This is a genomic window from Streptomyces sp. NPDC048337 (assembly GCF_043201175.1).
Lineage (GTDB): Bacteria > Actinomycetota > Actinomycetes > Streptomycetales > Streptomycetaceae > Streptomyces.
This window is the reverse complement of sequence record NZ_JBICYR010000002.1, coordinates 19,275-33,047: the sequence shown is the minus strand read 5'-3', so window position 1 is coordinate 33,047 and position 13,773 is coordinate 19,275. Positions and strand designations below refer to the sequence as shown.

Annotated in this window: 16 protein-coding genes; 5 read left to right on the top strand and 11 right to left on the bottom strand. The window is 72.2% G+C overall.

What is annotated here, in order from left to right; genetic code table 11:
- Positions 1-60: 60 nt before the first annotated feature.
- From ACGFYU_RS03235 to ACGFYU_RS03210, 6 genes are all read right to left on the bottom strand, one after another.
- Entirely contained in the window at positions 61-1,644 is a 1,584-nt protein-coding gene (locus ACGFYU_RS03235) for an ABC transporter substrate-binding protein (RefSeq protein ID WP_393825505.1), read from the bottom strand.
- A 152-nt stretch (positions 1,645-1,796) separates the two neighbouring features.
- On the bottom strand, positions 1,797-2,567 hold the full coding sequence (locus ACGFYU_RS03230) for an SDR family oxidoreductase (RefSeq protein WP_393825504.1): 771 nt from the start codon (positions 2,565-2,567) through the stop codon (positions 1,797-1,799).
- Between the two features lie 29 nt (positions 2,568-2,596).
- Positions 2,597-3,358: a 3-oxoacyl-ACP reductase FabG gene (fabG, locus tag ACGFYU_RS03225; RefSeq protein ID WP_393825503.1), complete on the bottom strand. Its 762-nt coding sequence runs from the start codon at positions 3,356-3,358 to the stop codon at positions 2,597-2,599.
- A 122-nt stretch (positions 3,359-3,480) separates the two neighbouring features.
- Positions 3,481-3,864: a DUF3037 domain-containing protein gene (locus tag ACGFYU_RS03220; RefSeq protein WP_393825502.1), complete on the bottom strand. Its 384-nt coding sequence runs from the start codon at positions 3,862-3,864 to the stop codon at positions 3,481-3,483.
- Positions 3,861-4,700: a HipA family kinase gene (locus tag ACGFYU_RS03215; protein WP_393825501.1), complete on the bottom strand. Its 840-nt coding sequence runs from the start codon at positions 4,698-4,700 to the stop codon at positions 3,861-3,863. The genes ACGFYU_RS03220 and ACGFYU_RS03215 overlap by 4 nt, the downstream gene beginning before the upstream one ends.
- Before the next feature lie 18 nt (positions 4,701-4,718).
- A complete protein-coding gene (locus tag ACGFYU_RS03210) occupies positions 4,719-5,333 on the bottom strand; it encodes a cysteine hydrolase (protein ID WP_393825500.1) in 615 nt (204 codons plus the stop codon).
- 124 nt (positions 5,334-5,457) lie between these two features.
- Between ACGFYU_RS03210 and ACGFYU_RS03205 the strand changes: the two genes are divergently transcribed.
- Positions 5,458-5,883 (top strand): pyridoxamine 5'-phosphate oxidase family protein, encoded by a 426-nt coding sequence (locus ACGFYU_RS03205; RefSeq protein ID WP_393825499.1) that lies wholly within the window; start codon positions 5,458-5,460, stop codon positions 5,881-5,883.
- A gap of 5 nt (positions 5,884-5,888) precedes the next feature.
- Here the strand turns inward: ACGFYU_RS03205 and ACGFYU_RS03200 are convergent, their stop codons facing one another.
- Entirely contained in the window at positions 5,889-6,788 is a 900-nt protein-coding gene (locus tag ACGFYU_RS03200; protein ID WP_393825498.1) for a LysR substrate-binding domain-containing protein, read from the bottom strand.
- A 74-nt stretch (positions 6,789-6,862) separates the two neighbouring features.
- On the opposite strand from ACGFYU_RS03200, the gene ACGFYU_RS03195 reads away from it, so the two are divergent.
- Both ACGFYU_RS03195 and ACGFYU_RS03190 read left to right on the top strand, forming a co-directional pair.
- Entirely contained in the window at positions 6,863-7,825 is a 963-nt protein-coding gene (locus ACGFYU_RS03195) for a DMT family transporter (RefSeq protein WP_393825497.1), read from the top strand.
- A gap of 46 nt (positions 7,826-7,871) precedes the next feature.
- Entirely contained in the window at positions 7,872-8,132 is a 261-nt protein-coding gene (locus ACGFYU_RS03190; RefSeq protein WP_393825496.1) for a hypothetical protein, read from the top strand.
- Positions 8,133-8,314: 182 nt separating this feature from the next.
- Here ACGFYU_RS03190 and ACGFYU_RS03185 read toward each other — a convergent pair whose 3' ends face one another.
- Positions 8,315-9,649, bottom strand: a complete 1,335-nt coding sequence (locus ACGFYU_RS03185) for an aminotransferase class I/II-fold pyridoxal phosphate-dependent enzyme (protein WP_393825495.1) — start codon at positions 9,647-9,649, stop codon at positions 8,315-8,317.
- Between the two features lie 37 nt (positions 9,650-9,686).
- On the opposite strand from ACGFYU_RS03185, the gene ACGFYU_RS03180 reads away from it, so the two are divergent.
- Positions 9,687-10,358 (top strand): pyridoxamine 5'-phosphate oxidase family protein, encoded by a 672-nt coding sequence (locus tag ACGFYU_RS03180; protein WP_393825494.1) that lies wholly within the window; start codon positions 9,687-9,689, stop codon positions 10,356-10,358.
- On the opposite strand, the gene ACGFYU_RS03175 is transcribed toward ACGFYU_RS03180, so the two are convergent.
- Together ACGFYU_RS03175 and ACGFYU_RS03170 are read right to left on the bottom strand one after the other, a co-directional pair.
- On the bottom strand, positions 10,340-11,323 hold the full coding sequence (locus ACGFYU_RS03175) for a DMT family transporter (RefSeq protein ID WP_393825493.1): 984 nt from the start codon (positions 11,321-11,323) through the stop codon (positions 10,340-10,342). The genes ACGFYU_RS03180 and ACGFYU_RS03175 overlap by 19 nt on opposite strands.
- A gap of 162 nt (positions 11,324-11,485) precedes the next feature.
- Positions 11,486-12,442: a DMT family transporter gene (locus ACGFYU_RS03170; RefSeq protein ID WP_393825492.1), complete on the bottom strand. Its 957-nt coding sequence runs from the start codon at positions 12,440-12,442 to the stop codon at positions 11,486-11,488.
- 161 nt (positions 12,443-12,603) lie between these two features.
- Here ACGFYU_RS03170 and ACGFYU_RS03165 point away from each other — a divergent pair, with 161 nt between their 5' ends.
- A complete protein-coding gene (locus tag ACGFYU_RS03165) occupies positions 12,604-13,032 on the top strand; it encodes an SRPBCC family protein (protein ID WP_382643085.1) in 429 nt (142 codons plus the stop codon).
- A gap of 87 nt (positions 13,033-13,119) precedes the next feature.
- Here ACGFYU_RS03165 and ACGFYU_RS03160 read toward each other — a convergent pair whose 3' ends face one another.
- Complete coding sequence (locus ACGFYU_RS03160) at positions 13,120-13,728, bottom strand: PadR family transcriptional regulator (RefSeq protein WP_393825491.1); 609 nt, start codon at positions 13,726-13,728, stop codon at positions 13,120-13,122.
- Between the last annotated feature and the right edge of the window lie 45 nt (positions 13,729-13,773).

Sequence of the window (13,773 nt, the reverse complement as noted above, 5' to 3'; positions counted from 1 at the left end):
GTACAAGTTCGGTTCAACTGATGAAGAACCTACCGGTGGCCACTGACAACGCCTCGGCCGCTACCAGCTGGTCTTGCGGTACAGCTCCCACATCTGCATGGCGGTCTGCGGGTCGAGCGCCCGCTCGGCGCCCGCGATGTCCTCGCGCGCGGCGACGTAGAGCTTGCCCTGCCACAGCGGCAGCAGCCGGACGTCCTCGGCGAAGATCTGCTGCGCCTGCTCGAACTCGTGGACACCGGCGGCGCGGTCGCTCTCGCGGCGGGACTTGGGCAGCAGCTCGTTGAGGATCTGGGTCTGCTCGTACGGGGTGCCGACCGCGTTCTCCTTGCCGACGAACGGCGCGATGAAGTTGTCCGGGTCCGGGAAGTCGGGGAACCAGCCGCGGCCGAAGACCGGGTACTCCTGGTTCTTGTAGCCGTCCTGGAAGGCCTTCCAGGGCTGGCTGCGCAGGGTGATCTTGAAGAGCAGGCTCTCGTCCAGCTGCCGCTTGAGCTCGGTGAACTCGTCGGCCGTGGAGGAGCCGTAGCGGTCCGTGGTGTACCAGAAGGTCAGCTCGACCGGCTGCGTGATGCCGGCGTCCTTGAGGATCTTCTGGGCCTTCTTGACGTCCGCGTGGCCGTACTTGTCGTAGTAGGGCGTCTTGTGGCCGACGACCCCCTTCGGGACCATCGAGTACAGCGGCTCGGCGGTGCCCTGGTAGACCTTGGAGACGAGCGCACCGCGGTCGATGGTCTGCGCGATGGCCTGGCGCACCGCGAGCTTGTTGACCTGCGGGTCCTTGGGGTTGAAGACCAGGTAGCGGATCTCGGCGCCGACGTTCTCGACGACCTGGACGCCCGCCGCGTGCGCCTCGGGGGTCTGCAGGTCCCGGATCTCCGCGGCCGACAGGCCTCGGTAGGTGGCGTCGATCTCCTTCGCCTTGAGCGCGGAGACCATCTTCTGGGAGTCGGCGAAGTAGCGGATGGTGACCGAGTTGTTCCGGCGGTTCGCGAAGCCCGTGTAGCTCTCGTTGCGGCCCAGGACGGCCTCGGAGCCCTCCTTGTACGAGTCGAGGACGTACGGGCCGGAGCCGGTGATCTTGCCGTCCTCGCGGAGCTTGTTCGCCGGGTACTCCTTGGGCGCGACCAGCGAGGCGGCCGGCGAGCCGAGGACGTACGGGAAGGTGGCGTCCGAGGTCTTCAGCATGAAGACGACCGTCAGCGGGTCCGGGGTCTCGATCTTGTCGAGGCTGCCGAAGAGGTCCTTGGGGCCGACGTTGGAGCCGATGGTCTTGATCCGGTCCAGGGAGTGCTTGACCGCCTTGGAGTCGAGCGGCTCCCCGTTGGAGAACTTCAGGCCCTTGCGCAGGGTACATCGGTACGACTGGCTGCCCGAGTCCGTGAACTCGCAGCTCTGGGCGGCGTCCGGCTGGGGCTTGGTCGCGCCGGTGGGGAAGGCCAGGAGCGTCTGGTAGACGTTCCGGTACAGCTCCCAGGAGCCGTCCCATGCCGCGGCGGGATCGAGGGTGCTCGGGGCGCTCGTCGTGCCGACGACGATCGGCTTCGCGTCGTCGGCGCCGTCGTCCGACAGCAGGCCGCAACCGGCGAGCAGGGATATGGACGCAAGGGCCGCAGTGATCCGCAGGCATCTGGTCCGGTTGAACACGTGCACGCTCCTCGATCAGCCAGGGGTGCGGCAGACCCTACCGCAGTGCCCCACGAAACCAAGGGGTATGTTTCGTGGGGCACTTGACCGGTTACGTGCATATTCGGCACGCATTTGCCCCCCTCTCGGAGGCAAAAACGCCCGGTTATCGGTCAGTGGACTCCGGCATTGAGGAACATTCCTCCGTCAATAACGAGCGTTTGACCGGTAATCCATTCCGCTTGTGCGGATGTGAGGAACGCGGCGGCCCCTCCGATGTCCTCCGGAACGCCCAGCCGGCCGAGCGGATAGGCGGCCGCGGCCTCCTGCTCCCGGCCCTCGTAGAGCGCCTGCGCGAACTTGGTCTTGACCACCGCGGGGGCGATCGCGTTGACCCGGACCCCGGGGGCCATCTCGTGGGCGAGCTGGAGGGTGAGGTTGACCATGGCGGCCTTGCTCATCCCGTACGCGCCGATGAAGGGCGAGGCGGAGACGCCCGCGATCGAGGCGATGTTCACGATCGCCCCGCCGTTCTCCTTCTGCCAGGCGTGCCAGGTCCGCTGGGCGAAGCCGAGCGCCGAGATCACGTTGGTCTCGAAGACCTTGCGCGCGACCCCGAGGTCCAGGTCCGCGATCGGACCGAAGACGGGATTGGTGCCGGCGTTGTTGATCAGGAAGTCGACGCGGCCGAAGGCCTCCATCGTCCGCTCGACGGCGACGGCCTGGTGTTCCTCGTCGTGGGCCTTGCCGGCGACGCCGATCACCCGGTCCGAGCCGAGCCGCTCGACGGCCTCCTTGAGGGCCTCCTCGTTGCGCCCGGTGATGCAGAGCCGGTCGCCGCGGGCGACCAGCGCCTCGGCGATGCCGAAGCCGATGCCCCGGCTCGCCCCGGTGATCAGCGCGACCTTGCCGCTGTCGATGCCGCTTTCCTTGCTGTCCGTCATGGCCTACGCCCTGCCTCTCGTGAAGCTCGTCAGTTGAGCGGGCCGCCGGCCACGTACATGACCTGGCCGGAGACGAAGCCGGCCGCGTCGCCCGTGAAGAAGGCGATCGCGTTGGCGATGTCATCCGGGCGGCCCACGCGCTGCACGGGGATCTGGGTGGCGGCGGCCGCCTGGAAGTCCTCGAAGCCCATGCCGACGCGGGCGGCGGTCTGGGCGGTCATCTCGGTGACGATGAAGCCGGGGGCGACGGCGTTGGCGGTGACGCCGAACTTGCCGAGCTCGATGGCCAGCGTCTTGGTGAAGCCCTGCAAACCGGCCTTGGCAGCGGAGTAGTTGACCTGGCCCCGGTTGCCGAGCGCCGAGCTGCTGGAGAGGTTCACGATGCGGCCGAACTTGGCCTCCACCATGTACTTCTGACAGGCCTTCGACATCAGGAAGGCGCCGCGCAGGTGCACGTTCATGACCGTGTCCCAGTCGGTCTCGCTCATCTTGAAGAGCAGGTTGTCGCGCAGCACGCCCGCGTTGTTGACCAGGATGGTCGGGGCGCCGAGCTCGCTCGCGACGCGCGCGACGGCGGCCTCCACCTGCGCGCCGTCGGAGACGTCGCAGCCGACCGCCAGGGCCTTGCCGCCGACCGCGGTGATCGCCTCGACGGTGTCCTTGCAGGCGGCCTCGTCGAGGTCGAGTACGGCGACGGCCCGACCTTCGGCGGCCAGGCGCACGGCGGTGGCCGCGCCGATGCCCCGGGCCGCCCCGGTCACGATCGCGACGCGCTGCTCGGTGGTGGACATGCTGGATCTCCTCGCCCTTGAGAGACGGCCGCCCAGAGGTGAGCAACCGCTTAGTAGCTTCAGCTGAGGAGACGCTAGGATCCCTGGCACCCGGTGTCAACGCCCACCGGTGCGACCCCCGGTCAGCGCACCAACAGGTCCAGCAGCCGCTCCACCTCCACGGCGGGATCGGCCGTCAGGCCGGTGTGCACCGGCCCCGGCTGCACCACCGTGCTCCGCGGCGCGATCAGCCACCGGAACCGCCGCCCCGCGTCATCGCCCGCCGCCTGACCGGCGGAATCACCGCCCGCGCACACACCCTCGACCCCGCGCAGCGCCGCCCGCACCCCGGCCACGTCGGCCCCGGGATCCAGGGCGAGGAGCTTCGCCTCGTCGAGATGGGTGCGCGCGGCCACGTACGAACGCGCCCGGCAGTAGACGATCACGCCGGCGTTGAAACACTCGCCGCGCTCCATCCGGGGCACCACACGCACCAGCGCGTACTCGAACACGTCCCGCTTGGTCACTCGTTGTCGCTCTTCTTCTTGTGGGGCAGGGGGGCGAGGCGCGCGGCGAGCCAGCCCGGCGGACCGGACCGCTGCTTGACCTCGGCCTCCATGGTGATCCTCTCGTGGATCGTGGCCGCGCGCGGCAGCAGCGCCTCCACATAGGCGCGCCGCAGTGCGTCGGTGGAGTCGAAGCCGGGCTCGTCGACGAGCCATTCGTCGGGGACGTCGGCCGCGACTTCGGTGAGGAGCTCCTCGGTCACCAGCGGCGCGAGCGAGGCCGCCGCGGCCTCGATGTCCGGGCCCACGGGGGCCAGTACGTGGTCGGAGGCGTTGTACGGCTTGGCCGCCGCGGCCTCGGCGGTGGGCCAGTTGTGGTGCCAGATCATCGTGGCGCCGTGGTCGATGAGCCAGACGTCCCCGTGCCAGACCAGCATGTTGGGGTTGCGCCAGGACCGGTCCACGTTGTTGATCAGGGCGTCGAACCAGACCACGCGCCCCGCCTCGACGGGGTCCACCCGGTAGGCGAGCGGGTCGAAGCCGATCGATCCGGGCAGGTAGTCCATGCCCAGGTTCAGCCCGCCGCTGGCCTTGAGCAGCTCCTGCACCTCCTGGTCGGGCTCGCCGAGCCCGATGACGGGGTCGAGCTGCATCTGCACCAGCCGTGGGACCCGCAGGCCCAGCCGCTGGGCGAGGCGCCCGCAGATGACTTCGGCGACGAGGGTCTTGCGGCCCTGGCCGGCTCCGGTGAATTTCATGACGTAGGTACCGAGGTCGTCGGCCTCGACGATTCCCGGGAGCGAGCCGCCCTCACGCAGGGGCGTGACGTAGCGGGTCGCGATCACTTCGGACAGCATCCGCCCAGGTTACGGGGGTCAGGGCGCGGGAGCCCACTGCTTAAGCAGGGCTTCGGCCGTGGTGACGGCCGCGACCAGCGCGAGGGAGTTGCGGATCACCTCGGCGGTACAGGAGGCGGGCACTCCGGCGATGGCGTCGGCCGGGACGACGACCTGGTAGCCGAGGTTCACGGCGTCGAAGACGGTGTTCGGGATCGCGATGTTGGAGGAGACCCCGGTGACGACGAGGGTGCGGATGCCGAGGTTGCGCAGCAGGGCGTCCAGGTCGGTGCCGGCCATCGGGGAGAGCCCGTGCAGCCGGCGGACGACGAGGTCCCGCCCGTCCACGGTGATGGGGGCCGCGACCTCCACCGCCCTGCTCCCGGTCAGCTGGCGCACGGGCAGCTTCCCGGCGGCCCGGAACAGCCGCGCGTTGCTGTTCGCCCCGAGCCCGTCGGGCCGCCGCTCGGCCACCGCGTGCAGCACCTGCACCCCGGCCCCGCGTGCGGCGTCCACCAGCGCGGCCACCCGCGCCAGCATCCCGGAGTCCCGGGCCTCCTTCGCCAGCTCGGGCAGGGCGCTCTCCTCGCCGACGACGCCGTTCTGGCACTCGACGGTGAGCAGCGCGGTGGTGGCGGGATCGAGATCCTGCATGGCTCCCCCTGGCGTGACGACGGAAGAGCCCGCATGATTCCTGACACACGGTCAGATGTGAAGGGGTGCGGGACGGATGGACGAAGTACGGCAGGGGAACGGGCAGCGGCGAGGACGCCGGATCATGATGACCGACGAGGAAGTGGACGCCTTCCTGCGCGAGCAGCGGACCTGCCGGGTGGCCACGGTCTCCCCCGACGGCCGCCCGCACGTGGGCGCGCTGTGGTTCGCCTGGGACGGCACCTCGCTGTGGCTGTACTCGATCACACGCAGCCGGCGCTGGTCCGACCTGCGCAAGGACCCGCGGATCTCGGTGGTCGTCGACTCCGGCGAGTCCTACGACGAACTGCGCGGCGTGGAGCTGTCCGGCAGCGCCGTCTTCGTGGGCGAGGCCCCGCGCACCGGCGAACCCTGCCCCGAACTGGCCGAAGCGGAGCGGATCTTCCCGGTCAAGAACTTCGGCATCGAGGAGATGCCGCACGACGGGCGGCACGCCTGGATCCGCCTCACCCCCGAGTCGATCGTCTCGTGGGACTTCCGCAAGCTGTAGAGGTGTCAGAGCGCGGCGGCGGCCTGCCGCAGCGACTCGACGGCGGCCCGGATGGAGGGCCTGCGGTCGGCGTCCGCACGCCAGACCGCGTACACGTGGCGGCGTACGGTGTCGCAGACCGGCAGCAGCCGGACCCCGGGCGGCACCGGGCCGCGCCCCAGCTTCGGCGCCACGCACACCCCGAGCCCGGCCTCCACGAAGGCCAGCTGCGTGTGGTGCTCCTCGGCGATGTGGGTGATGCGCGGCTCGACTCCCATACCGCGCAAGGTGAGGACCAGCCACTCGTGACAGAACTGCCCCTCGCGCCAGGAGATCCAGTCGTCGCCCGCGAAATCGGCGAGGGAGATCGCGTCCCGGTCGGCCAGCCGGTGGCCGACCGGGACCGCGATGTCGACGGAGTCGTCCAGCAGGTGCGTCCGGGTGAGTTCGACGGGCACCGGCATGCGCTTGTTGTGCCAGTCGATGGCCAGCGCCAGGTCGAGATCGCCGCGCACGACGGCCGCCATGCTCTCCTCGGGCTCCTGCTCGCGCACCAGCGCCCGCAGGTCCGGATGGTCGTCGCGCAGGGCGGAGAGGGCCTGCGGCAGCAGTCCGCGCATCGCGGTCGGGAAGGCGCCGATGCGCAGCTCGCCGACGGCGCGGCCGCGCTGGGCCTCCACGTCGGCCTGGGCGAGCTCCACCTGGGAGATGATCCGGGCCGCGTGATCGGCGAGCAGCCGGCCGGCGTCGGTGAGCCGGACCCCGCGCCCGTTCTTCGCGAGCAGGGGCTGGCCGACCTCCCGTTCGAGCTTGGCCATCTGCTGGGACACGGCGGAGGTGGTGACGTGGAGCCCGTCGGCCGCGCCGCTGACCGAGCCGTGGCGGGCGAGGGCGTCGAGGGTGCGCAGGCGCTCCAGGTTCAACATGTAAGCGATGCTACGCCGTCACCCAGAGGAAGTCTCGCTTGTCCTACGAAGTTGATACGCGCACAGTAAAGGGCATGAGCGCACCGACCACCTCCCGCCCCACCCTCTCGACCCCCACCCCGTCCTCCGCGAAGACCGCCCGCCGGGGCGTCCTCCTGGACTGGCGCGTCCGCTTCGCGATCCTCTCGGTCATCTGGGGCTTCAGCTTCCTGCTGATCAAGGTGGGCACGGAGGCGTACGCGCCCTTCCAGGTGGCGCTGGGCCGGGTCCTGTTCGGCGCGCTCGCCCTCCTGGCCGTCCTGCTGGTCCGCCGCGAGCCGCTCCCCCGGGGGCTGCGCACCTGGGGCCACCTCGCCGTGGCGGCGCTGCTGCTCAACACCGCCCCGTTCTCGCTCTTCGCGTACGCGGAGCTGAGCATCCCCTCCAGCCTGGCCGGCATCTGCAACGCCACCTCGCCGCTGTGGGGCATGGCGCTCTCCCTTGTCGCCCTGTCCGAGGACCGCCCCACGCGCCGCCGCGTCGCGGGCCTGGGCCTGGGCTTCCTGGGCGTCCTCACGGTGCTCGGCGCGTGGCAGGGCTTCTCGGGGGTCGATGCCAAGGGCACCGCGTTCGCCCTGCTGGCCTCGCTCTGCTACCCCATCGGCTGGATCTACGTCCGCCGCACGCTGGCCGGCACCCCCGGCTCCCCGGTGGCCCTGACCGGCGGCCAGCTGCTCGTCTCCACCCTCCAGCTCACGCTGGTCAGCGGCCTGTTCACGGCCGCCCCCACCTCGTTCCCCCTCTGGCCGACCCTGTCGGTGATCGCCCTGGGCGCCCTGGGCACGGGCATGGCCCTGCAGATGCAGTACGGCCTGGTGGCGGAGATCGGCCCCACCACGGCCCAGATGGTCACGTACTTCATCCCGGTCATCGCCACCACGGCGGGCGTCCTGGTCCTCGGCGAACAGCTCCACTGGAACACCCCGATCGGCGCCGCCATCGTCCTGACCGGCGCCGCCCTCACCCAAACCCGCCCCGGGGTCCGGCGGCCCGCCTGACGACTGCTACGGTCCGGGCGATCACCACGAAGCCCGGGGGCAACCCATGGACATCGGCATCTTCCTGCTGGCCTTGGGCCTGGCCAGCGCGATCCCGGGCGGCTGGATCGCACTGAACGTGCGCGGCTCGGCCGCCTCTCTGGAACGCCGGGCTTCGGCCAACGCGGAGCTGCGGATGCACGCCCGCGGGAGCCTCGGCCCGCCGCCGCGAGTCGCGTCGGCGGGCGTATTCCGCTTCCTCGCCACGGCCGTGGGCCTGGCCGGCTCGGTCCTCACCCTGGCCGGCCTGGCAGAACTCCTCGGCTGACCAAGCCCCGCCGCCACTCGAGGCCCGGGACCCGGGGGCGGATTGAGGCACGGGGCCCGGGGGCAGAGCCCCGATCCCTGAGCCGCACGGCCCCACCCAGCCGCACCACAATCAAGCCCCGCCGGCGCTTGAGGCGCGGGGCCCGGGGCGGAGCACCGGGGCGCGGCGGGGCAGGCCCGCGGTCAGGCGTACCGCGCACCCGCCGCCCCCGGCCGCACCGCCGCGGCCACCGCATCCGCCAGCACCGGCAGATCCGCGGCCGTCAGTTGCGACACCGTCAGCCGAACCCCCGGCTGTGACTCCACCCGGAACCGCGCCCCCGCCGTCACCGCCCACCCGGCGGCCAGCAGCCTCGTCACCACACCCGTCTCGTCGGCCACCGGCACCCACACGTTCAGCCCGCTCCGCCCGTGCGCCGGCACCCCCCGCTCCCGCAGCGCCGCGACCAGCCCGTCGCGGCGTTCCGCGTACGAGCGCGCCACCGCGGCCCGGTCCACGGCGCCGGAGGTCCACAGCTCCACGACCGCGTACTGGAGCAGCCGGCTCACCCATCCCGGCCCCAGCCGCTGCCGCCCCCGCACCCGGTCCAGCGTCACCGCGTCCCCGGTGAGCACCGCCAGCCGCAGGTCCGGCCCGTACGCCTTCGCCGTGGACCGGATCAGCGCCCAGTGCCGGGTCACCCCACTCAGCGGAGCCAGCGGCAGGTCCACGATCCCGTGCCCGTGGTCGTCGTCGATCACCAGCACCCCGGGGTGCCGGCCCAGCAGCTCCCGCAGCTCCGCCGCCCGCCCCGCGCTCACCACGGCCCCGGTGGGGTTCTGCGCCCGCGCAGTGACCACCAGCGCCCGCGCCCCCGCCGCCAGCGCCCGCTCCACCGCCTCCACCCGCGGCCCGTCGTCGTCCACCGCCACCGGCAGCACCCGCAGCCCCAGCGCCGGCACCAGGTCCAGCACGCTGCCCCAGCCCGGATCCTCGACCGCCACCGCGTCGCCCGGCCGCAGGTGCGCCGCCAGCACCCGTTCGATCCCGTCGAGCGCACCCGAGGTCACCGCGATCGGCCCGCCCGGCACCCCGTCCGCGTCGAGATCCGCCCGGGCCAGTCGCGCCAGCTCGGGAACGACCGGGTCCTCCCCGTAGAGCGTCGGCGACGCCGCGTACCGCCGGGCGGCCGCCGCCAGCGCCCCGTCGAGCGAAGGCAGCAGCGCCACATCGGGATTGCCCGCGGTGATGTCCCGTACGCCCGCCGGCACCGCCGTCCGCACCGCGTCCCTCGGCGCGCTCGACGGCCGCGCCCGCACCCGGCTGCCGCGCCGCCCGTCGGTCTCGATGACCCCGCGCTCGCGCAGCGTCCGGTACGCGGCCGCCACCGTGTTGGGGTTCACCCCCAGCTCACCGGCCAGCTCCCGCATCGGCGGCAGCAGCGCCCCCGGTGCGAGCGCACCCGATCCCACACCCGCTTCGACGCTCGCCGCGATCTCGGATGCACGGCGCCCTGCGATCGTATAGTCTCCTAGCACAAACAACATTATGCACTAATGCAATGGAGTCCGCAGTATGACCGCCACGCCTGTCACCGACGCGTACACCCCCACCGACCGCACGGTCCCCACGCGTTCCGCCAAGCGGGCCCACTACGACCGCGAGACGGTGCACTCGATACTCGACCAGGCCTACGTGTGCCACCTCGGTTTCATCCGCGACGGTGCCCCGGTGGTCCTGCCCACCCTCTTCGGACGGGTCGGCGACGCCCTCTACATCCACGGCTCCACCGGCTCCCGCCCCCTCCTCGCGGCCGGCAAGGCCGACCCGGGCCTCGCGGTCTGCGTGACCGTGACCCACGTCGACGGCCTGGTGCTGGCCCGCTCGGCGTTCCACCACTCGATCAACTACCGCTCGGTGGTCGTCCACGGCACCGCCTACCAGGTCACCGACGAGGAGGAGTGCCGGATGGCGCTCGACGCCCTGGTCGACCACGTCGTCCCGGGCCGCTCCGCGGACTCCCGGCCCGCCAACGCCAAGGAGCTCGCGGCCACGGCGGTGATCCGGCTGGACCTGACCGAGGTGTCCGCGAAGATCCGTACGGGCGGCCCGAACGACGACGCCGAGGACATGGACCTGCCCCACTGGGCGGGCGTGGTCCCGGTCGCTCCGGTGTACGGAGCCCCGGAACCCGCCGCGGACCTGGCCCCCGGCATCGCCACCCCGGGCTACCTCGCCGCGCTCTGAGGACGCCGCGCCACGACGGCCCGCCGGTCGGCCGGATCACCGGCCGACCCGGCCGCCGGCCGCCGTGCCTCCGCCGCGATCAGCGCCCCGACCGCCGTCAGCAGCAGTACGGTGCCCAGCACCACGGCGCCGGTAAGCCGCTCCCCGAGCAGCAGGACGGCGATCGCCGCCGCGCTCACCGGCTCGATCAGCATGATCACCGAGACGGTCGCGGCCCGTACGGCGGCGGCCCCGGTGAAGTAGAGCGCGTACGCCAGCGCCGTCGGCACGGTCGCGACGTACACCAGCAGCCAGAGCACCCGCCCGAGCTCGGCGGTGTGCGGCAGCAGCCCCTCGACGGCGGCGAGCGGCAGCAGGCACAGCGTGCCCACCCCGACCGACCAGGCGGTGGTGACGAGGGGATCCCCGCCCGCCCCGCGCCGTCCGAGCCAGCGGGCCCGCAGCGTCATCCCCGCGTACCCGGCGGCAGACAGCAGCGCCCAGCCGACACCGAGCGGGCGCACCTCGCCGCCCCCGCTGCCCAGGACCAGTACGGCCAGCCCGGCCAGCGCCCCCGCGACGGCGGCCACCCCGCCGGCCCCGAGGCGCTCGCGCATCCAGTACCGCGCCCCGAGGGCGATCAGCACGGGCCCGGCTCCGAGCGTGACCACGGTGCCGACCGCGAGGCCGGTCTCGCGCACGGCGGCGAAGTACGCGGACTGGAAGAGCGTGAACATCAGCCCGGTCGCGATCAGGGAGACCGGCGAAGGCCGCACCCGTCCCGCCCCGGGCCGGGGCCGGCGTACGGCGAGCACCCCCAGCAGCACCACGAGCCCGCCCGCGCACCGCCAGAAGGACAGGGCGAGCGGACCGAGGTCACTGGCGAGGAAGAGGAGGGAGGCGGCCGCCCCGGCGGTGCCCCAGGCGGCTCCGGCGACGACGAGGTACAGCAGACTGCGCCCGGCAGTGGGCAAAAGGTTCGACACGAGAAGTCTCCGCGCATGCGTGAAGGATGAAAGAGGCAGGTCATCGCTTCGCGGGCAGCGCGCACCCGCCCGGGAACTCCCCGGGCCGGGTGGATTTCGTGGAGGGGCCGCCCGCGCTAGGCGGCGGGAGGCGGAAGCACGGTCGACGGCATGATCGCCACCCTACGCGGTGGTGGTCTCGCGGTCCAGAACGGCCGGTTCCGCCGGAGCGGGCGCGGCCGGCCGGGAGGACTGCGCGATGAAGGCGCCGCCCAGCACGAGCCCGCCGCCGACGATCTGCCAGGTCGAGAGGTGCTCGCCGAGCAGGATCCAGGCGAGCACGGTGGCGACGACCGCCTCCAGGCAGGCCACCACGCCCGCGACCTGCGGGGACAGCTTGCGCACCGAGACCACGCCGGTCAGGTAGGCGAAGACGGTCGCGATCAGCACCACCCAGCCGAGCAGCACCGGCGCGGGCAGCGTCGTCCCGCCCACGGAGGCCTGCCCCGCCAGCACCTGCCAGTCGATCTCCCACGGCCGGGCGATCACCGTCACCACCAGGGTGCCGACGATCATGCCGTACACGATCACCCCCAGCGGGTCGGGCACGTCGTCCCCGTCGGCTCCCTGGTCGGCGAAGATGAAGTAGAAGGCCTGGCAGCAGGCCGCGGCGATACCGAACAGCACGCCCAGCAGGTCCAGGCTCAGCCCGGCCCAGATCTCGACCACGCAGGCCAGGCCGACGACGGCCACGGCGGCGCCGGCCGCGGCGCCCTTCGTCACTGGCTTGCGCTGCACGAAGCGGATCCAGCCGAGCAGCAGCGCGGGCCCCAGGTACTCCAGCAGGAGGGCCACGCCGACGGGGATCCGGGACAGGGAGGCGAAGTAGAAGGCCTGCACGCCCGCGACGGCGACCAGCCCGAAGCCCGCGAGCAGCGCGGGCTTGCGCCGCACGAGATCGCGGTGGCGCCAGGCCAGCGGGGACAGCACGAGCGCCGCCCCGGCCACCCTGAACCACACCATGTGGAGGGGGTCCAGACCCGCCTCGATCAGCGGCTTCGCCGCCACTCCGGAACCACCGAACGCGAACGCCGAGAGCAGGGCGAGGCCCAGTCCGGCGTTTTTCCCTGACGCTTGCATCGGGCCATCATGACAGGACCGTCACGATCATGACTCCTGTTGAGACGCACCCGACACCGCGCGGCGCGCACCCCGGGATATCTGACTGGTCGTCAGTATTGAATGTTCCGCCCGCCGGGGCTACGTTCCGCCGCACGTACCCGACGAGAAGGGGTGGTCGCATGGCCGAAGTCACCGCGGAATCACGCATCGAGGCGTCCGCCGCGAAGGTCTGGTCCCAGCTGACGGACTGGGACGCGTACGGCCAGTGGAGCATGACCCACACCAATTTCCCGAAGGGCGGCCCGGAGACCCTCGCGGTCGGCTCCACATTCGCGGAGAACATGAAGATGATGGGCTTCCCGGCCGAGGTCGTCTGGACCGTCTCGGAGCTGGAGGACGAGCGCGTCTTCGCCATCACCGGCAAGGGCCCGATGGGCGTGGCCGTCCTCACCCGCTACACCCTGACCCCGGACGGCGGGGCCACCACCGTCCGCATCGACGGCGAGTTCACCGGGGCCGCCGTCTCCCTGATGGCGGGCAAGCTCAAGGACTCGGCCACCGCCGCGCTGAACGAATCGCTCCGCAAGCTGGCCGGCCTGGTCGCCTGACGCCCGCCGCGGAGGCTTCCGTACGCACGACAGCGCGCCCCGCGCACGATGCGCGGGGCGCGCTCTGCTGCGGCGGCCGGCACGCACTCAGTGCTCGTCGGCCAGGATCAGGTAGAGCTTCTTGCGGGCGTCGTTGATGACCGCGAGGGCCTTCTCGCGCTGCTCGGCCGAGCCGGTCTTGAAGACCTGCCCGAAGGCCTCCATCAGGCCGACTCCGGCCGTCCGGATCTCGTGCATCGCCTCGAAGTCGAAGCCGCGCCCGGCGTCGGCCCAGGGGGCGTCCGGGCCGGCCTCGGCCTCGGTGCGGCCCGTGTCGGTGAGCGTGAACAGCTTCTTGCCGCCCTCGCTCGCGCTGGTGATGAGCCCCTCGTCCTCGAGCAGCTGCAGGGTCGGGTAGACCGAGCCGGGGCTGGGCTTCCACGCCCCGCCGCTGCGCTCGCCGATCTCCTGGATCATCTCGTAGCCGTGCATCGGCCGGTCGGCGAGCAGCGCCAGGATCGAGGCGCGCACATCACCCCGCCGGGCCCGGCCGCGCGGTCCGCCGCGGCCACCGCGCCCGCCGAAGGGGCCGCCGCCGAAGCCGGGCCCGAACGGGCCGAAGGCGGCTCGGCGCCCCTTGAACTCCTCCCGACGATCGGGCCCGCAGTGGCCGTGCCCTCGCCCGTGCTCATGTCCGTGCTGTCCGTGTGAACGCATGACCGCGCTCCTTTCGTCACGTTGCCCTTGTTCCATCGGTTGTCC

Bases quoted from the DNA above. Each gene is read 5' to 3' on its own strand.
- ACGFYU_RS03230 (WP_393825504.1), bottom strand. From the start codon at position 2,567: ATGACGGACAGCAAGGAAAGCGGCATCGACAGCGGCAAGGTCGCGCTG.
- fabG (WP_393825503.1), bottom strand. From the start codon at position 3,358: ATGTCCACCACCGAGCAGCGCGTCGCGATCGTGACCGGGGCGGCCCGG.
- ACGFYU_RS03215 (WP_393825501.1), bottom strand. From the start codon at position 4,700: ATGCTGTCCGAAGTGATCGCGACCCGCTACGTCACGCCCCTGCGTGAG.
- ACGFYU_RS03210 (WP_393825500.1), bottom strand. From the start codon at position 5,333: ATGCAGGATCTCGATCCCGCCACCACCGCGCTGCTCACCGTCGAGTGC.
- ACGFYU_RS03205 (WP_393825499.1), top strand. From the start codon at position 5,458: ATGATGACCGACGAGGAAGTGGACGCCTTCCTGCGCGAGCAGCGGACC.
- ACGFYU_RS03200 (WP_393825498.1), bottom strand. From the start codon at position 6,788: ATGTTGAACCTGGAGCGCCTGCGCACCCTCGACGCCCTCGCCCGCCAC.
- ACGFYU_RS03195 (WP_393825497.1), top strand. From the start codon at position 6,863: ATGAGCGCACCGACCACCTCCCGCCCCACCCTCTCGACCCCCACCCCG.
- ACGFYU_RS03190 (WP_393825496.1), top strand. From the start codon at position 7,872: ATGGACATCGGCATCTTCCTGCTGGCCTTGGGCCTGGCCAGCGCGATC.
- ACGFYU_RS03180 (WP_393825494.1), top strand. From the start codon at position 9,687: ATGACCGCCACGCCTGTCACCGACGCGTACACCCCCACCGACCGCACG.
- ACGFYU_RS03170 (WP_393825492.1), bottom strand. From the start codon at position 12,442: ATGCAAGCGTCAGGGAAAAACGCCGGACTGGGCCTCGCCCTGCTCTCG.
- ACGFYU_RS03165 (WP_382643085.1), top strand. From the start codon at position 12,604: ATGGCCGAAGTCACCGCGGAATCACGCATCGAGGCGTCCGCCGCGAAG.
- ACGFYU_RS03160 (WP_393825491.1), bottom strand. From the start codon at position 13,728: ATGCGTTCACACGGACAGCACGGACATGAGCACGGGCGAGGGCACGGC.